Source organism: Pseudomonas sp. SDO5522_S412, from assembly GCF_054071215.1.
Genome location: NZ_JBSVWQ010000066.1, coordinates 1 through 20,003, shown reverse-complemented (window position 1 = coordinate 20,003; position 20,003 = coordinate 1). Strand labels below are relative to the sequence as shown.

Annotated in this window: 19 protein-coding genes and 1 pseudogene; all 20 read left to right on the top strand. The window is 61.6% G+C overall.

The window, feature by feature from the left end; genetic code table 11:
- Window positions 1-18 precede the first annotated feature (18 nt).
- The 20 genes and pseudogenes from ACW9I6_RS15980 (at window position 19) to ACW9I6_RS15885 (ending at window position 19,892) form a co-directional block, all read left to right on the top strand.
- Window positions 19-948, top strand: a complete 930-nt coding sequence (locus tag ACW9I6_RS15980; protein WP_003214601.1) for a ketoacyl-ACP synthase III — start codon at window positions 19-21, stop codon at window positions 946-948.
- Window positions 949-1,214: 266 nt separating this feature from the next.
- A pseudogene (locus ACW9I6_RS15975) lies at window positions 1,215-1,577 on the top strand (flagellin N-terminal helical domain-containing protein); the annotation flags it as partial.
- Window positions 1,578-1,970: 393 nt separating this feature from the next.
- Window positions 1,971-2,663, top strand: a complete 693-nt coding sequence (locus ACW9I6_RS15970; protein ID WP_419203214.1) for a flagellin — start codon at window positions 1,971-1,973, stop codon at window positions 2,661-2,663.
- A 74-nt stretch (window positions 2,664-2,737) separates the two neighbouring features.
- Window positions 2,738-3,097 (top strand): flagellar protein FlaG, encoded by a 360-nt coding sequence (locus ACW9I6_RS15965; RefSeq protein WP_003214595.1) that lies wholly within the window; start codon window positions 2,738-2,740, stop codon window positions 3,095-3,097.
- Between the two features lie 80 nt (window positions 3,098-3,177).
- Window positions 3,178-4,569, top strand: a complete 1,392-nt coding sequence (gene fliD, locus ACW9I6_RS15960) for a flagellar filament capping protein FliD (RefSeq protein ID WP_003214593.1) — start codon at window positions 3,178-3,180, stop codon at window positions 4,567-4,569.
- Between the two features lie 129 nt (window positions 4,570-4,698).
- Entirely contained in the window at window positions 4,699-5,094 is a 396-nt protein-coding gene (fliS, locus tag ACW9I6_RS15955; RefSeq protein ID WP_003214591.1) for a flagellar export chaperone FliS, read from the top strand.
- Between the two features lie 24 nt (window positions 5,095-5,118).
- Window positions 5,119-5,415, top strand: coding sequence for a hypothetical protein (locus ACW9I6_RS15950; RefSeq protein WP_003214590.1), 297 nt, complete (start codon window positions 5,119-5,121; stop codon window positions 5,413-5,415).
- Between the two features lie 171 nt (window positions 5,416-5,586).
- Window positions 5,587-7,062 (top strand): sigma-54 dependent transcriptional regulator, encoded by a 1,476-nt coding sequence (locus ACW9I6_RS15945; RefSeq protein WP_003214588.1) that lies wholly within the window; start codon window positions 5,587-5,589, stop codon window positions 7,060-7,062.
- 110 nt (window positions 7,063-7,172) lie between these two features.
- Window positions 7,173-8,384 carry a sensor histidine kinase gene (locus tag ACW9I6_RS15940; RefSeq protein WP_032899354.1) on the top strand — a complete coding sequence of 404 codons (1,212 nt, stop codon included), beginning with the start codon at window positions 7,173-7,175 and terminating at the stop codon, window positions 8,382-8,384.
- A gap of 6 nt (window positions 8,385-8,390) precedes the next feature.
- Window positions 8,391-9,779 (top strand): sigma-54-dependent transcriptional regulator, encoded by a 1,389-nt coding sequence (locus ACW9I6_RS15935; protein WP_457339522.1) that lies wholly within the window; start codon window positions 8,391-8,393, stop codon window positions 9,777-9,779.
- Between the two features lie 129 nt (window positions 9,780-9,908).
- On the top strand, window positions 9,909-10,241 hold the full coding sequence (gene fliE, locus ACW9I6_RS15930) for a flagellar hook-basal body complex protein FliE (RefSeq protein WP_003214581.1): 333 nt from the start codon (window positions 9,909-9,911) through the stop codon (window positions 10,239-10,241).
- A 14-nt stretch (window positions 10,242-10,255) separates the two neighbouring features.
- The gene (gene fliF / locus ACW9I6_RS15925) at window positions 10,256-12,031 is read left to right on the top strand and encodes a flagellar basal-body MS-ring/collar protein FliF (protein WP_457339521.1); all 1,776 of its coding nucleotides are present in this window, start codon (window positions 10,256-10,258) and stop codon (window positions 12,029-12,031) included.
- The gene (gene fliG / locus ACW9I6_RS15920) at window positions 12,024-13,043 is read left to right on the top strand and encodes a flagellar motor switch protein FliG (protein ID WP_003214577.1); all 1,020 of its coding nucleotides are present in this window, start codon (window positions 12,024-12,026) and stop codon (window positions 13,041-13,043) included. Before fliF ends, fliG begins: the two co-directional genes overlap by 8 nt.
- 10 nt (window positions 13,044-13,053) lie before the next feature.
- Entirely contained in the window at window positions 13,054-13,818 is a 765-nt protein-coding gene (gene fliH / locus ACW9I6_RS15915) for a flagellar assembly protein FliH (protein WP_008434837.1), read from the top strand.
- On the top strand, window positions 13,808-15,166 hold the full coding sequence (gene fliI / locus ACW9I6_RS15910; RefSeq protein WP_087694334.1) for a flagellar protein export ATPase FliI: 1,359 nt from the start codon (window positions 13,808-13,810) through the stop codon (window positions 15,164-15,166). Before fliH ends, fliI begins: the two co-directional genes overlap by 11 nt.
- A gap of 3 nt (window positions 15,167-15,169) precedes the next feature.
- Entirely contained in the window at window positions 15,170-15,619 is a 450-nt protein-coding gene (gene fliJ / locus ACW9I6_RS15905; RefSeq protein WP_008434833.1) for a flagellar export protein FliJ, read from the top strand.
- A gap of 88 nt (window positions 15,620-15,707) precedes the next feature.
- Window positions 15,708-16,013 (top strand): STAS domain-containing protein, encoded by a 306-nt coding sequence (locus tag ACW9I6_RS15900; protein ID WP_003214569.1) that lies wholly within the window; start codon window positions 15,708-15,710, stop codon window positions 16,011-16,013.
- The gene (locus tag ACW9I6_RS15895) at window positions 16,010-17,728 is read left to right on the top strand and encodes a fused response regulator/phosphatase (RefSeq protein WP_177008382.1); all 1,719 of its coding nucleotides are present in this window, start codon (window positions 16,010-16,012) and stop codon (window positions 17,726-17,728) included. Before ACW9I6_RS15900 ends, ACW9I6_RS15895 begins: the two co-directional genes overlap by 4 nt.
- Window positions 17,729-17,758: 30 nt before the next feature.
- Complete coding sequence (locus tag ACW9I6_RS15890; protein WP_003214564.1) at window positions 17,759-18,106, top strand: Hpt domain-containing protein; 348 nt, start codon at window positions 17,759-17,761, stop codon at window positions 18,104-18,106.
- A 415-nt stretch (window positions 18,107-18,521) separates the two neighbouring features.
- Complete coding sequence (locus tag ACW9I6_RS15885) at window positions 18,522-19,892, top strand: flagellar hook-length control protein FliK (protein ID WP_457339520.1); 1,371 nt, start codon at window positions 18,522-18,524, stop codon at window positions 19,890-19,892.
- Window positions 19,893-20,003 lie beyond the last annotated feature (111 nt).

Here is a 20,003-nt window from a genome sequence, read left to right as displayed (position 1 = left end):
TAGTATTGGGAAGCCACAATGATTGGCATAAAAAGCATCGCCAGTTACGTGCCGGCAGACGGGATTGATAACTACGCCCAGGGTGCCAAATTCGCCAAGGATGAAGAATTCATCATTGGCAAGATCGGTTCGGCGTTCCTGCCGCGCAAGGATGCCGCGCAGGAAACCTCCGATCTGTGCGTCGAGGCGGTCAACGCCTTGTTTGCCAACAACCCCGATTTGAAGCGCGAGTCCATCGATGCGCTGATCGTCGTTACCCAGAATGGCGACGAAGAGGGCTTGCCTCACACCGCCGCCATCGTCCAGGACAAGCTGGGCCTGCCGACGCACGTGGCGGCCTTCGATATTTCCCTGGGCTGCTCGGGCTACGTCTACGGCATCTATGCGATGAAGGGCTTCATGGAGGCTACCGGCCTGAAGAACGGCCTGCTGGTGACCGCCGATCCGTACTCGAAGATCGTCGACCCTGAAGACCGCAACACCACCATGCTGTTCGGCGATGCCGCTACCGCCACCTGGATGGGTGAAGACGCGCCGTGGCAGTTGGGCAAGTCCAAGTTCGGCACTGACGGTTCCGGTGCGCCGCACTTGAAGGTCAGCGATGGCGTGTTCTTCATGAACGGCCGCCAGGTGTTCAACTTCGCCTTGCTCAAGGTGCCGGCGCATTTGCACGAGCTGCTCAACGAATCGGACCTCAAGGCTGACGAGATCGATGCGTTCTGCATCCATCAGGGCAGTGCGGCGATTGTCGACGCCGTGGCCCGACGTTTCGAAGACGCGCCGGTGGACAAGTTCATCAAGGACATGGTCGAGACCGGCAACACCGTGTCCTCGAGCATTCCGCTGCTGCTGGAAAAGCACATGCTCGACTCCACCTGGAAGCGCGTCGCCATCAGTGGTTTTGGTGTGGGGCTGTCCTGGGGCTCGGCGATTTTGCACCGCCCTTGACGACTTAAAGGCGCTGCACAAAAAAACGCCCATGATCGAAAGATCATGGGCGTTTTTTATTTGGCGCCAGAAAGCCAACAATTGCTGGGGTTTGGGCTATCGTAAATGCTTGAATTAAAAGGGGTGGCACGGCGCCAGTAAAAAAAATCAAAAAAGTCCTCAAGCAACCTGCTTTCACGACGATAACTATTACGAAGGTTCTCTAGGCCACACCCGGCGGTTGCCAGGGCCGGAAGCCGCAGTACACCACCCACGAGGATTTCGTCATGGCATTAACAGTAAACACCAACCTTGCTTCGTTGACCGTTCAGAACAACCTGAACAAGGCTTCCAGCGCCCTGCAAACTTCCATGCAGCGCCTGTCCTCCGGCCTGCGTATCAACAGCGCCAAAGACGATGCGGCCGGCCTGCAAATCGCTGGTCGTCTGACCAGCCAGATCAACGGCCTGGGCGTTGCCATCAAGAACGCCGGTGACGGTAACTCCATCGCGCAAACTGCTGAAGGCGCGATGCAGCAATCCACCAACATCCTGCAGACCATGCGTTCCCTGGCTCTGTCGTCCGCTAACGGCTCCCTCAGCGCTGACGACCGTAAGTCGAACCAGGCTCAGTACGCGGCTCTGACTTCTGAATTGACCCGTATCGCTTCTACCACCACTTTCGGTGGTCGTAACCTGCTGGACGGTTCTTTCGGTACTACCGCTTTCCAAGTGGGCGCCAACGCCAACCAGACCATCAACATGAGCCTGGGCAACGTAGCGGCTAACAACATTGGTTCGCAGCAGCTGCTGTCCAGTGCTCAGACTCCAAACGCTACCGGCGTTGCAGGCGGTTCTATCACTGTTACCGGTGGCGGCCAGACTTCTGCTGCACTGACCATTGCAGCAGGCGCCTCTGCCAAGTCTATCGCTGCCCAGTTGAACGGCGCGGTAGGCGGCCTGCAGGCCACTGCCAGCAACGAAGCCCAGTTCACTGTTCCAGCCTTTGCAGCTCCTAACCCAAGCGGTAGCTTCTCCCTGACAGTGGGTACTGGTGCCGGTGCTCCTACTGTTGCGTTCACCGGTATCACCAGTGCTTCTGACCTGGCAGGCCAACTGAACTCCAACGCTGCCAAGCTGGGCATCAGCGTTAACTTCGATCAGTCGACCGGCTCCCTGTCGATCAAGTCCGACTCGGGTGAGAACTTCACCTTCTCCGGCGCTGACGCTGGTGGTCAGACCATCGGTGTTCAAACCAAAGGCGGCAACGGTCAGCTCGGCACCGTCGCAACCCTGACCGCGGCAAACCTGATTGCTACTGGCCAGGTTTCGTTGAACTCCAGCTCCAGCTACTCCCTGTCGGGTGGCGGTGTTACTGGCGTGTTCGGCGCAGCAGGTGCAACCGCTGTCAACTCGGGCAAAGTCGTCGTCAGCAACACTGACGTGACCACCGCTGCCAACGCACAAAGCGCTGTTGACGTGCTCACTCAGGCACTGTCCACCATCGACTCCCAGCGTGCTGACCTCGGTGCTGTACAAAACCGTTTCGACAACACCATCGCCAACCTGCAGAGCATCTCGGACAACTCCACCGCTGCTCGTGGTGTGATCCAGGACGTTGACTTCGCTTCTGAAACTGCTCAGTTGACCAAGCAACAAACCCTGCAACAGGCTTCGACTGCGATCCTGTCCCAGGCGAACCAACTGCCATCCGCTGTACTGAAGCTGCTTCAGTAATAACGGCGCTTGGTAACTGACGGAAGGGCGCGTTTACGTGCCCTTTTGTCTTTTGTCTAATGAGGTGATTGGTCATGGACATGAGCGTCAAGCTGAACCTGTCTTACCCTGCGGCAGCGCCACAGAATGCACCTGCTCCCGCCAGTGCCGACCCGCAAAAAACCAAGGTGGACGCCGTTGCTGGTGCCAAAGATGCCCAGCAGCAACCGGGTCACACCGACCTGAAAAAAGCGGTCAAGGACATAAACGATTTTATCCAGGCTGCCCAGCGCAAACTGGATTTTTCCATTGATGACACCACCCACCAAGTTGTGGTCAAGGTCATCGCAACTGAAAGCGGTGAGGTTATTCGCCAAATTCCTTCGGAAATGGCCCTCAAACTCGCCCAGAGCCTTCACGACGCCAGCAGCTTGCTGTTTGACGCCAAGGTCTAAACTGGCATGAACTTTGTTGCGAAAACAGCCTAAAGCGTTGTTCGTCAATAAAGCATCAGCCCCGGATCAGGAGAAAGACGATGACAGTCGTAGCAGGTTTAACGGTCAACGGCCCGGGTACGGGTATCGATGTGCAAGGCCTTGTGAAGTCGTTGGTGGGGGCGCAAACCGCACCCAAGCAAGCGCAGATCGATAGCCAGACCAAAATATCCACTGCGCAACTGACCTCGATCGGTAAAATCCAGGCGGCCCTGGACGCGTTCCGGGGCGCGCTGGACAACATGACCAAGACCGTCAACTTCAGCGGCCTGAGTTCGACGGTTTCGAACGACAAGCTCGCGACGGTCACATTGGGCCCGGGCGCTGCTGCCGGCAACTTTACGTTGAACGTTACCAATTTGGCCACGGCGTCAAAAGTCTCCACGGCAGTGATTCCTGGTGGGCCGACGGCGGTTGTCAATTCCGGGGCTTCGGCGACGGTATTTACGGTCTCCCAGTCCGGCAAGGATTACAGCGTCAGTGTGCCGCCGGGCGGGACCCTGCAGCAGGTGCGTGACTCGCTCAACACGCAGTACGGCAATTCGGGCTTGAGTGCCAACATCCTGACTGACTCCAACGGTTCCCGGTTGGTGGTCACGTCCTCGACTACCGGTAAAGGTAGTGACATCACCTTCAAGGGCTCCTCGGGCCTGGATACGGGCGCGACTGTCGTGGGCGCGGCACCGGTGAACGCCGTGTATACCCTGGACGGCAGTCCTCAAGAGTCCACGAGTAATACCCTGCCCAACGCAATCAGTGGTGTGAGCATCACCTTGACGGGGGTTTCGGCAGCTGCCGACGGCCCTAACGGCGATTCGACGATCAAGGTGTCTGCGAACGCCGCCACCCTGAAGTCGGCCGTCAAGGGCTTCACGGACACGTACACAGCGTTGGTCAAGGCTGTGAATGCCGAGACTCAGGTCACCACCAATGCCGACGGTTCCGTCACGCCAGGCGCGCTGACCGGGGACAGCTCTGTGCGTACCATGATGGCGTCGATACGCAACGTGATGAACTCGGTGACCGGTAGCGGCACGTTTTCATCCCTCGCGCAGTTTGGCGTGACCACGGACCAGACAACCGGCGCGCTGAGCGTCAGTGATGTGGCGTTTGACAAGGCGGCCCTCACTAACGGCTCTGACATCAACAGCATCTTCACTGGCCCCACAGGGCTGTTGGCAAGCCTGACGAATGCCACCGCCAACTTTGCGCTGAGCAAGACCGGGGTGTTCGCCCAAAAGTCCACGACCCTGCAGGACAACCTCAGGGACTTGACCAACCAACAGACCGCCCTGAACACGCGCTCTGATGCCCTGACGGCCTCCCTGACGGTTAAGTACAACGCGATGGACTCCCTGGTTGCGCAGCTCAAGGCCCAGGGCGACAGCGTCATGACCACGCTCAACTCGCTGAACAATCCGAAGTCCACCTGATTGGCGGATGGATAAAGCCCGCCGAAGGCGCTGTGTCAAAGCGCCAGGCGGGCTAAAGTTTTGTGTAACGCCGTCGACATAATAATCAGCGTCCACCCTTTTAGCTGTCGCCTGTCACGAGGTAGAAACATGAATCCCATGAGAGCCCTTCGCCAATACCAGAAGGTCAACACCCACGCCCAGATCTCCGAAGCCAGCCCGCACCGCCTGGTGCAGTTGCTGATGGAAGGCGCACTGGATCGTATGGCGCAGGCCAAGGGTGCGATGGCTCGCGGTGATATCGCGCAGAAGGGGTTGATGCTGGGCAAGGCGGTGGACATCCTCGTCGGGTTGCGTGACGGCCTGAACCCCGAGAAGACCCCGGACCCGATTGCACTGCAGCAGTTGGATAACCTGTATGCCTTCATGACCATGCGCCTGCTGGAAGCCAACCGTCAGAATGACGCTGCGATGATCGATGAGGTCGCAGGTCTGATGATTACGCTCAAGGAAGGCTGGGACGGTATTGCCACAGAGGTACAGTAGGCCGTAAGGCCTGAGGACGATGTCATGAGCCAAGCATTGCAAAAAATCGACGAGACCCGTGAGGCGCTGTCCGAGGCGTTGGCTGAACGCAACTGGGGTGCGATCGGCGAACTGGATTTGGGCTGCCGCGCGTTGATCGATGCTGCGCTCAACGAGGAATCGGCGGATGAGGCAGCCATTCGGGCAAAACTGGAAGACTTGCTTTCGGTCTACCAGCAGTTGCTTGAGGCGACGACAGGGGAGCGACAGGCTATTTTCGAAGAGATGTCGCAGTTCAACCGAGCTAAACATGCGTCAAAGGTTTACCATATGTTCGGCTGAAGGCTCAGTTAATCCGAACACCGCGCGTCATAAATTTGACTGTGCACGATTTTTTGACTTAACTAGTGCTATTTTCAGACGTCAGAAAGCCGTAGCGCAGAAAATGCCTACAGCAATCTAGATTGCCCCAACTCGAGGGCATTAGAGTTTTACTAGGGAAGTTGCTATTGCATGTGGCGTGAAACCAAAATTCTGCTGATCGATGACGATAGCGTTCGGCGCCGCGATCTGGCGGTGATCCTGAATTTTCTTGGCGAAGAAAATCTACCCTGTGGCAGCCACGACTGGCAGCAGGCGGTCAGCTCTTTGTCGTCGAGCCGCGAAGTCATTTGTGTGCTGATCGGGACGGTAAACGCTCCTGGTGCAGTTCTGGGCTTGTTAAAGACACTGTCGACCTGGGATGAGTTCCTTCCGGTGTTGCTGATGGGCGATATTTCTTCCGTGGACCTTCCGGAAGACCAGCGCCGCCGCGTGCTTTCCACCCTCGAAATGCCCCCTAGCTACAGCAAATTGCTCGACTCCCTGCACCGTGCCCAGGTCTACCGCGAGATGTACGACCAGGCCCGCGAGCGCGGCCGTCACCGCGAACCCAACCTGTTCCGCAGCCTCGTCGGCACCAGTCGTGCGATCCAGCACGTGCGCCAGATGATGCAGCAAGTGGCCGACACCGACGCCAGTGTGCTGATCCTCGGCGAGTCGGGTACCGGCAAGGAAGTGGTCGCACGCAACCTGCATTACCATTCCAAGCGTCGTGACGGGCCGTTCGTGCCGGTCAACTGCGGGGCGATCCCGGCAGAACTGCTGGAAAGCGAACTGTTCGGCCACGAGAAGGGCGCTTTTACCGGGGCGATCACCAGCCGTGCCGGGCGTTTTGAACTGGCCAACGGCGGCACCCTGTTCCTCGACGAAATCGGCGACATGCCGCTGCCGATGCAGGTCAAGCTGCTGCGGGTATTGCAGGAGCGCACCTTCGAGCGCGTGGGCAGCAACAAGACCCAGAGCGTCGACGTACGCATCATCGCGGCCACCCACAAGAACCTCGAAAGCATGATCGAGGTCGGCAGCTTCCGCGAAGACCTGTACTACCGCCTCAACGTATTCCCGATCGAAATGGCGCCCCTGCGCGAGCGCGTCGAAGACATCCCGTTGCTGATGAACGAGCTGATCTCGCGCATGGAACACGAAAAGCGTGGTTCGATTCGCTTCAACTCGGCGGCGATCATGTCACTGTGTCGCCACGGCTGGCCGGGCAACGTCCGCGAGTTGGCCAACCTGGTGGAGCGCATGGCGATCATGCACCCGTACGGGGTGATCGGCGTGGTCGAGCTGCCGAAGAAATTCCGCTACGTCGACGACGAAGACGAGCAATTGGTGGACAGCCTGCGCAGCGACCTGGAAGAGCGCGTGGCCATCAACGGCCACACACCGGACTTCGGCTCCACCGCCATGCTGCCGCCGGAAGGCCTGGACTTGAAGGACTACCTCGGCAGCCTCGAACAAGGCCTGATCCAGCAGGCACTCGACGACGCCAACGGTATCGTCGCCCGTGCCGCCGAGCGCCTGCGCATCCGTCGTACCACCCTGGTGGAGAAGATGCGCAAGTACGGCATGAGCCGCAAGGAAGGTGATGAACAGGCGGATGATTGACGCCTGTTTTTCAACTGACTGAAAACTAAGCCTATTTTTTTAGGCACGGGTATTGCTACAGCACTCGCAACGTTCCGTTTAACTGACGGTCAGCCAAGCGAGAGAGCATGATGCCCCACGCCGCCCAACTATCTTCGGTCCCTGACACTCAGGGGCCGGCCCCCTCCGTAGAGCAGATCAGCCGCCTCGGGCTTGAACAGGCTTTTTCCCTGTTCAACCAGATGTCGAGCCAGTTGACTGACTCCTACAGCCTGCTGGAAGCCCGGGTTTCCGAGCTTAAAGGCGAGTTGGCCGTGGTCAGTGCCCAGCGCATGGAAGAGCTGGCCGAGAAAGAGCGACTGGCCAACCGTCTGCAAAACCTCCTCGACCTGTTGCCCGGTGGCGTGATCGTCATCGACGAGCAGGGCCGTGTGCGCGAAGCCAACCCGGCGGCCTGCAACATGCTTGGCCTGCCGCTGGAAGGCGAGCTGTGGCGCGAGGTCATCACCCGCTGCTTTGCCCCGCGGGAAGACGACGGCCACGAAATTTCCCTCAAGGATGGGCGCCGCCTGTCCATTGCCACGCGTTCCCTGGATGCCGAGCCTGGCCAGTTGGTGTTGCTCAACGACCTGACTGAAACCCGGCACCTGCAAGACCAGTTGGCCCGCCATGAGCGCCTGTCGTCTTTGGGGCGAATGGTCGCTTCCCTGGCCCACCAGATTCGTACGCCATTGTCGGCCGCGCTGATTTACGCCAGTCATTTGACTGATGAGCAATTGCCCGCCGCCACCCACCAGCGTTTTGCCGGCCGCCTCAAGGAGCGCCTGCACGAACTGGAGCATCAGGTGCGCGACATGCTGGTGTTTGCCCGCGGCGAATTGCCGCTGACCGACCGCGTCACCCCGGCCGCCTTGATGCAGTCCCTGCAAGCGGCGGCCGCCACTCATATCCAGGAAGCGTCAGTCCGTTGGCAGTGCGACAGCCATTACGGCGAGTTGCTGTGCAACCGCGACACCCTGGTGGGCGCGCTGCTCAACCTGATCGAAAACGCGACCCAGGCCAGCGGCCCCGGGGCGCGGCTCAAGGTGCACCTGTACAACCGTGGCGAGACCCTGCGCCTGAGCATCAGCGACAGCGGCAGCGGGATTGACCCGGTGGTGCTGCAGCGCCTCGGCGAGCCTTTTTTTACCACCAAGACCAACGGGACCGGCCTGGGCCTGACCGTGGTCAAGGCAGTCGCCCGTGCACATCAGGGAGAATTGCAGCTGCATTCCCGGTTGGGTCGTGGCACGTGCGCGTTGATCACGCTGCCGCTGTTTTCATGCGCCGTCAGCGCGGAGTAAAAGGTCATGGCTATCAAGGTTTTATTGGTTGAAGACGATCGCGCCCTGCGTGAAGCATTGGCTGACACGCTGTTGCTGGCGGGCCATGACTATCGGGCGGTCGGTTCTGCCGAAGAAGCCCTGGACGCGGTGGAGCAGGAGTCCTTCAGCCTGGTGGTCAGCGACGTCAACATGCCGGGCATGGACGGACACCAGTTGCTCGGCCTGTTGCGTGCGCGCCAGCCGCAACTGCCGGTGCTGCTGATGACCGCCCACGGCGCCGTGGAGCGTGCCGTCGACGCCATGCGTCAGGGCGCTGCGGATTACCTGGTGAAACCCTTCGAACCCAAAGCCTTGATCGAACTGGTCGCCCGGCATGCCCTCGGCACCCTGGGCGCTGCAGAGGGTGAAGGCCCGATTGCCTTCGAACCGGCCAGCGCGCAATTGCTGGAACTGGCGGCCCGTGTTGCCCGCAGCGATTCCACCGTGCTGATCTCCGGCGAGTCCGGTACCGGCAAGGAAGTACTGGCGCGCTACATCCACCAGCAATCCCATCGTGCCAGCCAGCCGTTCATTGCGATCAACTGCGCGGCCATTCCCGACAACATGCTCGAAGCCACCTTGTTCGGCCATGAGAAGGGCTCGTTCACCGGCGCCATCGCGGCGCAGGCCGGCAAGTTCGAGCAGGCTGACGGCGGCACCATCCTGCTCGACGAAATCTCCGAAATGCCCCTGGGCCTGCAAGCCAAGTTGCTGCGGGTATTGCAGGAGCGCGAAGTGGAGCGGGTGGGGGCACGCAAGCCGATCCAGCTGGACATCCGTGTGGTCGCCACCACCAACCGCGACCTGGCGGGCGAAGTGGCGGCGGGGCGCTTCCGTGAGGACCTGTTCTACCGGCTCTCGGTGTTCCCGTTGGCCTGGCGCCCGTTGCGCGAGCGCCCGGCCGACATCATCCCGCTGGCCGAGCGCCTGCTGGGCAAGCACGTCAATAAAATGAAGCATGCCCAGGCGCGCCTGTCGGCCGAGGCCCAGGCCTGTCTGATCAGTTACCCGTGGCCCGGCAACGTGCGGGAACTGGACAATGCGATCCAGCGTGCGTTGATTTTGCAGCAGGGCGGCCTGATCCAGCCCCAGGATTTCTGCCTGGCCATGGGCGTGGGCGCGGGCGCAGCGCCGCAGCCGAGCCTGGCTGCCGCGCCACAGGTCGAAGCCGTGCCTGCCGAATCCGCCGGCGCCCTGGGCGACGACCTGCGTCGCCGGGAATTCCAGATGATCATCGACACCCTGCGCTCCGAGCGCGGGCGCCGCAAAGAAGCCGCCGAGCGTCTGGGCATCAGCCCGCGCACCCTGCGCTACAAGCTGGCGCAGATGCGTGACGCCGGGATGGACGTGGAAGCCTACCTCTACGCCACCTGAAAATTCTCAAAGCCGACAGGGCCAGTCGCCTTTTCTTACAGAATGCCACGGAGCTGGCACCCTTGTTGCTACCACCCCTGTAATCGCTGTGTAGTGTCAAAAAATTGCGGGTCGTCGGAGAGAAAGTTCATGAGCCAAGGTGTTGAGTTCAATCGGTTGATGTTGGATATGCGGTCCATGCAAATGGATGCCATGGCTCAACCGAAATCCGCCGCGCAAGCCGTACCGGAATTGGGCCAGAGCAGCTTTGCCGACATGCTCGGCCAGGCCATCAACAAAGTCAGCGACACCCAGCAGGCATCCAATCAGTTGGCGACCGCCTTCGAGATCGGCAAGAGCGGCGTGGACCTCACCGACGTGATGGTCGCCTCGCAAAAAGCCAGCGTTTCATTCCAGGCCTTGACCCAGGTGCGCAACAAACTGGTTCAAGCCTATCAAGACATCATGCAGATGCCGGTTTAAGGACGATTTGAGTCATGGCAGAAGCACTCGTGGATAACGCACCCGCCAAGGCAGACGGCAAGCCGCCGCTGTTTGGCCTGTCGTTCCTGGAAAACCTCTCCGAGATGACCATGTTGCGTCAGGTAGGCCTGATGGTCGGCCTGGCTGCCAGCGTGGCGATTGGTTTTGCCGTGGTGCTGTGGTCCCAGCAACCGGATTACCGTCCGTTGTACGGCAGCCTGGCCGGCATGGATTCCAAGCAGATCATGGAAACCCTGGCGGCGGCAGACATTGCCTACACCGTCGAACCGAATTCCGGCGCCCTGTTGGTCAAGGCCGACGATGTGGCCCGTGCGCGGATGAAACTGGCGGCTGCCGGCGTTACCCCGTCCGACGCGAATATCGGCTTTGAAATCCTCGACAAGGACCAGGGCCTGGGGACCAGCCAGTTCATGGAAGCCACCCGCTACCGTCGCGGCCTGGAAGGCGAACTGGCGCGCACCATCTCTGCCCTGAACAACGTCAAGGGCGCCCGCGTGCACCTGGCGATTCCGAAAAGCTCGGTGTTCGTGCGCGATGAACGCAAGCCCAGCGCCTCGGTCCTGGTCGAACTCTTTGCCGGCCGCTCCCTTGAGCCTGGCCAGGTATTGGCGATCATCAACCTGGTGGCCACCAGCGTTCCTGAATTGAGCAAGTCGCAGATCACCGTAGTCGACCAGAAGGGCAACCTGCTGTCGGACCTCGCGGAAAACTCTTCGCTGACCATGGCCGGCAAGCAGTTCGACTACAGCCGCCGTATGGAAAGCATGCTGACCCAGCGGGTGCACAACATCCTGCAACCGGTGTTGGGCAATGATCGCTACAAGGCTGAAGTGTCGGCCGACGTCGACTTCAGCGCCGTCGAATCGACCTCCGAGCAGTTCAACCCGGACCAGCCGGCCCTGCGCAGCGAGCAATCGACCACCGAACAACGTACCGCCAGCAATGGCCCGCAAGGCGTGCCGGGTGCCCTGAGCAACCAGCCACCAACCCCGGCCACTGCCCCGCAAACCACCGGTGGCGCTGCCGCTACCGCAGGCGCGGTGCAGCCTGGCCAGCCGCTGCTGGACGCCAACGGCCAGCAGATCATGGACCCGGCCACCGGCCAGCCCATGCTCGCGCCGTACCCGGCCGACAAGCGCAACCAGTCCACCAAGAACTTCGAGCTTGATCGTTCCATCAGCCACACCAAGCAGCAACAGGGCCGGATCAATCGCCTGTCGGTGTCGGTGGTGGTGGATGACCAGGTCAAGGTCAATGCCGCAGACGGCGCCATCACCCGCGCCCCATGGAGCGCCGATGAATTGGCGCGCTTCACTCGCCTGGTGCAGGACGCGGTGGGCTTCGATGCCAGCCGTGGCGACAGCGTCAGCGTGATCAACATGCCGTTCTCCGCCGAGCGTGGCGAAGTCATCGCCGAGGCAGCGTTCTATACTCAGCCGTGGTTCTGGGACATCGTCAAGCAAGTGCTCGGGGTGTTGTTCATCCTGTTGCTGGTGTTCGGCGTACTGCGCCCGGTGCTCAACAACATCACCGGCCACGGCAAGAAGCAACTGGCCCTGGCCGGCGGCGACGTCGAACTGGGTGGCATGGGCGGCCTCGATGGCGAACTGGCCAACGACCGCGTGAGCCTCGGTGGCCCGCAAAGCATTCTGTTGCCGAGCCCGAGCGAGGGTTATGACGCTCAGTTGAACGCAATCAAGAGCCTGGTGGCCGAAGACCCGGGTCGTGTGGCCCAGGTCGTGAAAGAGTGGATTAACGCAGATGAGTGATAGCCGAGCTGCAGTAGCCAAACTCTCCCGGGTCGACAAAGCCGCCGTGCTGTTGCTGTCCCTCGGAGAAACCGACGCCGCCCAAGTGCTGCGCCACATGGGGCCCAAAGAGGTTCAGCGTGTCGGCGTGGCCATGGCGCAAATGCGCAATGTGCACCGCGAGCAAGTCGAGCAGGTGATGAGCGAGTTCGTCGAGATCGTCGGCGACCAGACCAGCCTGGGCGTCGGCTCCGACAGCTACATTCGCAAGATGCTCACCTCGGCCCTGGGCGAAGACAAGGCCAACGGCCTGATCGACCGCATCCTGCTGGGTGGCAACACCAGCGGCCTCGACAGCCTGAAGTGGATGGAACCGCGGGCCGTGGCCGATGTGATCCGCTACGAACACCCGCAAATCCAGGCGATCGTGGTGGCGTATCTCGACCCCGACCAGGCCGGTGAAGTGCTCGGCCACTTCGACCATAAGGTGCGCCTGGATATCATCCTGCGCGTCTCGTCGTTGAACACCGTGCAGCCAGCGGCCCTGAAAGAACTGAACACGATTCTCGAGAAGCAGTTCTCGGGCAATTCCAACGCTTCGCGCACCACCCTGGGCGGCATCAAGCGTGCGGCCGACATCATGAACTTCCTCGACAGCTCGGTGGAAGGCCAGTTGATGGACTCGATCCGCGAGATCGACGACAGCCTGTCGGTGCAGATCGAAGACCTCATGTTCGTGTTCAACAACCTCTCCGATGTCGACGACCGTGGCATCCAGGCGTTGCTGCGGGAAGTGTCCTCCGACGTGCTGGTGCTGGCCCTCAAGGGCTCCGACGAAGGCGTCAAGGAAAAGATCTTCAAGAACATGTCCAAGCGGGCTTCCGAACTGTTGCGCGACGACCTCGAGGCCAAGGGCCCGGTGCGCGTCAGCGACGTGGAAACTGCACAGAAGGAAATCCTCACCATTGCCCGCCGTATGGCCGAAGCCGGAGAAATCGTTCTCGGTGGGAAGGGCGGCGAAGAAATGATTTAAGGCGCCGCGCATGTCGAACAAAGATGAGACGCCCAGCGATCTGATTCGCGCACGGGACGTCGGAGGGTTCGACGTCTGGTCGCTGCCCAGTTTCGACCCGCATCGCCCGGAGCCTGAGCCGGAGCCGGTAGAAGAGCCCCCGGCCGAGATGGAAGAAGTGCCGCTGGAGGAAGTCCAGCCACTGACCCTGGAAGAGCTCGAAAGCATTCGCCAGGAAGCCTACAACGAAGGTTTCTCCACCGGCGAGAAGGACGGTTTTCGCAGCACCACCCTCAAGGTCCGCCAGGAAGCCGAGGCCGCGCTGAGCGTCAAGCTGGCCAGCCTGGAAACCCTGATGGGCAGCCTGTTCGAGCCCATCGCCGAGCAGGACTCGCAGATTGAAAAAGCCATGGTCGGGCTGGTGGAGCACATCACCCGCCAGGTGATTCAGCGCGAATTGGCCCTGGACTCCACGCAAATCGAAAGCGTGATGCGCGAAGCCCTCAAGCTGCTGCCCCTGGGCGTCGGCAACGTGCGGCTGTACATCAACCCGCAGGATTTCGAACAGGTCAAAGCCCTGCGCGAGCGCCATGAAGAAACCTGGCGCATCGTCGAAGACGCCGCGCTGCTGCCCGGTGGTTGCCGGGTCGAGACCGAGCACAGCCGCATCGATGCCACGGTGGAGACGCGCATCACGCAGATCATGGCCAAGCTGTTCGATCAGTTGCACGAGCAGGCGCTGCACCCGGCAGAGCCGGACTTGAGCGTCGAGCTGGACACCCCCGATGCGCCTTGACCGCACCAGCTTCGCCAAGCGCCTGGGTGGCTATGCCGAAGTCACCGAGTTGCCGGGCCAGCCGATCCTGGAGGGCCGGCTGCTGCGCATGGTCGGCCTGACCCTGGAAGCCGAAGGCCTGCGCGCCGCCATGGGCAGCCGCTGCATGGTGATCAACGACGACAGCTACCACCCGGTGCAGGTCGAAGCCGAAGTGATGGGGTTCTCCGGCAGCAAAGTATTCCTGATGCCCGTCGGCAGCGTTGCCGGCATTGCTCCCGGCGCTCGCGTGGTGCCGCTGGCCGACACCGGCCGCCTGCCGATGGGCATGAGCATGCTCGGCCGCGTGCTGGATGGCGCCGGGCGCGCCCTCGACGGCAAGGGCGGGATGAAGGCCGAAGACTGGGTGCCGATGGACGGCCCGACCATCAACCCGCTCAAGCGCAACCCCATCAGCGTGCCGCTGGACGTGGGCATTCGCAGCATCAACGGTTTATTGACGGTGGGCCGCGGCCAGCGCCTGGGCCTGTTTGCCGGTACCGGCGTCGGTAAATCGGTGCTGCTGGGGATGATGACGCGCTTTACCGAGGCCGACATCATCGTGGTCGGGCTGATCGGCGAGCGGGGCCGCGAGGTGAAGGAATTCATCGAGCACAGCCTCGGCGAAGAAGGCCTCAAGCGTTCGGTCGTGGTGGCCTCGCCGGCGGATGACGCGCCGCTGATGCGCCTGCGTGCCGCGATGTACTGCACGCGCATCGCCGAATATTTTCGCGACAAGGGCAAGAACGTCCTGTTGCTGATGGACTCCCTGACCCGTTTCGCCCAGGCCCAGCGGGAAATTGCGCTGGCCATCGGCGAGCCGCCGGCCACCAAGGGCTATCCGCCGTCAGTGTTCGCCAAGCTGCCCAAGCTGGTGGAGCGTGCCGGTAACGCCGAAGCCGGTGGTGGTTCGATCACTGCGTTCTACACCGTACTCTCCGAGGGCGATGACCAGCAGGATCCGATTGCCGACTCGGCGCGGGGCGTGCTCGACGGGCACATCGTGCTGTCCCGGCGCCTGGCCGAAGAAGGGCACTACCCGGCCATCGACATCGAAGCCTCCATCAGCCGGGTGATGCCGTCGGTGGTCACCCCGGAGCACATGATGCGCGCGCAGCAGTTCAAGCAACTGTGGTCGCGTTATCAACAGAGCCGCGACCTGATCAGCGTCGGCGCCTATGTGGCCGGCGGCGATCGCGAGACCGACCTGGCGATTGCCCTGCAACCGCAACTGGTGACGTACCTGCGCCAGGGCCTCAACGACAAGATCAGCATGGGTGAAAGCGAGGCACACCTGGGCACCATCTTCGCGCCGGCGCCGGGCGGATAAACCATGGCCAACACTCGCGCCGCGCGCCTTGCCCCGGTAGTGGACATGGCCGAAAAAGCTGAAAAGACCGCCGTCCAGCGCCTGGGGTACTTCCAGGGCCAGGTTCGCCTGGCGGAAAGCAAGCTGGGGGACCTGGAGCGCTTTCGCGGCGAGTATCAGCAGCAGTGGATCGAGCGTGGCAGCAAGGGCGTCTCCGGGCAGTGGCTGATGGGCTACCAGGGCTTTCTCAACCAGTTGGAAACCGCCGTCGGCCAGCAGCGCCAGAGCCTGGCCTGGCACCAGGCCAACGTCGACAAGGCCCGCGACAGCTGGCAACAGGCCTATGCCCGGGTCGAAGGCCTGCGCAAACTGGTGCAGCGCTACATCGACGAAGCCCGTGCACTGGAAGACAAGCGCGAGCAGAAACTGCTGGATGAATTGTCCCAGCGTCTTCCCCGCCAAAACCCCTATTAACCACGCCCTCGCTCCTACACGGATTTGCCCACTTCCCCATCACCTGCTACACCTTGTTGCACATTGCCAATGACAAGGAAGCAGTCGTATGTCAGTCGAATCAGAAGTGTCCCTGGACGGGACGAAGTTGACGATCACAGTCAGGGGGCGATTCGATTTCGGTAGCCACCAGGCCTTTCGTGATGCCTACGAGCGGTTCTACAAGGTGCCCGAGATCTACGTGGTGGACTTGAAGGAAACCACCTACATGGACAGCTCGGCCCTGGGCATGCTCCTGCTGTTGCGTGACCATGCCGGAGGCGACAATGCCGAAGTGCAGGTGGTCAACGCCAACTCCGATGTGCGCAAGATCCTGGCCATTTCCAACTTCGACAAACTGTTCGACCTCACTTGAGCGTCCTGGCCCCGGTCCTCGAGGCGCTGACGGTGTTGATCGCCGAAGACAGCGCCGCCGACCTGTTGTTGCTGTCAACCATCGTGCGCCGCCAGGGCCACCAGGTGCTGACCGCCAGCAACGGCCAGGAAGCGGTCGATGTGTTTACCCGTGAACGGCCGCAGTTGGTGTTGATGGACGCCCTGATGCCGGTGATGGACGGCTTCGAGGCGGCCCGGCAGATCAAGCAACTGGCGGGGGAGGCGCTGGTGCCGATCATCTTCCTCACCTCCCTGCGCGAGAGCGAAGCCCTGGCCCAGTGCCTGGATGCCGGGGGTGACGACTTCCTGGCCAAACCCTATAACCAGGTGATCCTGGCGGCAAAGATCAACGCCATGGACCGCCTGCGCCGCTTGCAGGCCACGGTCTTGCAGCAACGCGACCTGATCGCCCGGCACCACGACTACCTGCTGCAGGAGCAGCGAGTGGCCAAGGCGGTGTTCGACAAGGTGGCCCACTCGGGCTGCATCAACGCCGCGCCGAATATTCGTTATGTGCAGTCGCCCTACGCGCTGTTCAACGGCGATTTGCTGTTGGCCGCGTACACGCCGTCGGGCGATATGCATGTGCTGCTGGGGGACTTTACCGGCCACGGTTTGCCGGCGGCGGTCGGCGCCATGCCCCTGGCGGAAGTGTTCTACGGCATGACTGCCAAGGGCTACGGATTGGCGCAAACCCTGCGGGAGATGAACGCCAAGCTCAAGCGCATCCTGCCGGTGGACATGTTCTGTTGTGCCACCTTGCTGTGCCTCAGCGCCCAGCGACGGGTGGTAGAGGTGTGGAACGGCGGCATGCCCGACGGCTACGTGCATGACGTCACCACCGGCAAGCGCACGCCGCTGGTGTCGCGGCATTTGCCATTGGGCGTGCTGGCGGCCGAGGCGTTTGATGACCGCACTGAAGTCTGGCCGATGGCGCTGGGTGACCGAGTGTTTTTGCTGTCGGATGGTGTGCTGGATACCGCCGATGCCCATGAACAGTTGTTTGGCGCCGAGCGGTTGCAGCAGGTGTTTGCGGCCAATCGCGAGCCGGACCGGTTGTTTGAGGAGATCGAACAGGCCCTGGCGGGTTTTCGCGGTGAGGTGCGCGATGACATCAGCATGGTGGAGATCAGCCTGCAGGCGGATGAGCCGTTGCGTTCGTCGTCGGTGGTGTATTCCGACAGTGGGCAGTCGTCGCCGCTGGATTGGTCGGTAAGTTTTGAGTTTCGTGCCGAGACGCTCAAGTCCTACAACCCTTTGCCGTATTTGTTGCAGTTGCTGTTGGAGATTCATGGGCTGCGGGAGCAGAGCGGGGCGTTGTACAGCGTGATGGCAGAGTTGTATTCCAATGCGCTTGAACATGGTGTGCTGGGGCTGGATTCGCGGCTCAAGCGGGATGCACAGGGGTTTGCTGCGTATTACCGCGAGCGTAATGAGCGGCTGGCGCGGTTGGATAGCGGGTATGTGCGGGTGCACCTGGATGTGGTGCCGACCGGGGAGGGGGGGTGTCTGACGCTGCGGATCGAGGACAGTGGGGCCGGGTTTGATGTGGATAAGGTGCTGGCCAGGCCGCTGGATGTTGACCGTCTGTCTGGTAGGGGATTGAGCCTGGTGCGCCAGTTGAGCAGCGATGTAGGCTGGTCTGACGGCGGGCGGTGTGTGTGCGTGGAGTTTTCATGGAAGGCTCTGGCATAATCCGCCGATTCTTGATCAAGGAGCGAACAAGTGGCAGAGATTCATCTGGACCCCGATGTGCTGACTGGCTTGCAGGAGGTCATGGAGGGCGAGTATCCGAAGCTGCTCGACACTTTTCTCGATGACTCGCAAAAGCGGGTAGAGGCGTTGCGCCGGGCTCGGGATGATGCCAAGGCGCTTGGGCGGATTGCGCATAGCTTCAAGGGGAGTAGCGGTAATCTTGGGGCGGTGCGGTTGGCTGAGCTTTGTCAGTTGCTCGAGGATAAGTCCGCCAAGCCTGTGGTTGCGGATTTGGCGCAGTTGGTGGATGAGATTGACCATGAATTCGCGCTGGTGCGGCCGTTGTATGAGCATGAGCGGGGGCGGTTTCAGCTCTGACGCTTTTGGTGTGTATATCCGTTTCTTCGGTAACGGCGGCTTATGGTTTCGCTCTTGCAGCGAGTCACTTTGCAAAAGCGGCACAGTAACCAAAGCGCTCTGCCCCATCAAAAACCAGAGCGAAAGCAGAGCTGCTTTTCTGTGGGAGCGGGCTTGCTCGCGAAAAACCTGAGAGCGCCGCGTTCATCCAGAATGCCCGCGTCATCGTTAACGACCTTCGCGAGCAAGCCCGCTCCCACATTTGGACCGTGCCCGCTTTTGATTTGGCTGTTGCTTTTGCTCTTCAACACTCAAGACCCCATACAAGCCCTCACCCAAATAACGGATATACACCCTTAAACCAAAACCTGGCCCAACTCTTGCTCTACCTCCTGTTACCGCACCCTCGACCCCTGTGCGGCGGAGACTCTTGACTATGGCAATCACCCCGAATTCGCTCCTTCAGGCAGCCCTTGCGGCCAAGCCTCAAGCGCCCGCTGCCAATCCACCGGCAGTGGCTGCGAACCCGCGGGACAAGGCCCCGGGCTTCGCTCAGGTGTTCGCCAACCAGGCCCCTGCGCCTGCGGCAAAACCTGTCGACACCCCCATCAAATCCACCCGCGACAAGCCTGCGGACAACAGCCCCAAGCCCGCCGCCAACAACGACAAGCCTGCCGCCGGTACCCCATCGGTTGCCGATAACGGCAAGACTTTGCCTGCCAACCCACCGGCCAAGGCGGACACCCCGGACACCACCGCCACGTCAGACGACGATGCCCCGGCAGACGATCCGTCCCTGGCCCAGCAACCTCCGGTCGACCCCGCCGTAGACCCGGCGCTGATAGCCGCGGTAGTCCCTGTCCCCGTCCCCGCTACGCCGGCGCCCGTCGAGACCCCGACGCCGGCCACCGCGAAGGATGACAAAAACCAGCCAGTCGTGGCGCCACCGATTGCCGCGACCGACGACGCCAAGCCCGCCTTCGACCCCGAGGCCGATCCGCTGGATGCAATGCCCGCCGTGCGCCTGGCCATGGAACAGGGCGGACACGTGTCCGCCAGCAGCCAGGCCCCGGCAAAAACCGCCCCGGCCCCGACCCAGGATCAGCCGACCGCCGCGCAAAACTTCGTCACAGGCCTGGCCAATATGGTCGACCAGCAAGCGTCCAAGGACAGCACCGACCAGGGCGGCGACAAAGCCTTTGCCGGTCTGATCGACGGCGGCCTCAAGGATTTGAAGGACGCCAGCAGCGACACCCGTGTCGATGACTTCGCCAACCGCCTCGCCGCGCTGACCCAGGCTGCCACGCCGAAAACTGCGAATGCCCTGCCGCCGGTGGCCAACGCGCCATTGGCCATGCACCAGAGTGGCTGGACCGATGAGGTGGTGAACCGGGTCATGTACCTGTCCAGCGCCAACCTCAAGTCGGCAGAGATCCAGTTGCAGCCCGCTGAGCTGGGTCGCCTGGACATCAGCGTGAAGATGTCCGCCGACCAGCAGGCGCAAGTCACCTTCATGAGCGGCCATGCGGTGGTGCGTGAAGCCCTGGAAAGCCAGTCGGGCCGCCTGCGGGAGATGTTTGCCCAGCAGGGCATGGGCCAGGTCGACGTCAACGTGTCGGACCAGTCCCGTGGCTGGCAGGGGCAGCAGGGCCAGGACCAGCAACAGCAGAACCAGGCTCGCGGCGTCAGCGGCAGTGGCGGGCGGGGTGATGGGGTTGATGGCGGCGGTATCGGTGAGGTGGCTGAAGTGGCCGCGCCGGTGGTGCAGTCGGTGATTGGCTCCAGTGCCGTGGACTACTACGCCTGATCCGAGGCCTGGCGATGATCAAAATGTGGGAGCGGGCTTGCTCGCGAATACGGAGTGTCAGTCCCCCTTCCCAACGCTTATCCCCCCCCCTCCCCCACCAACCCCCCCCCC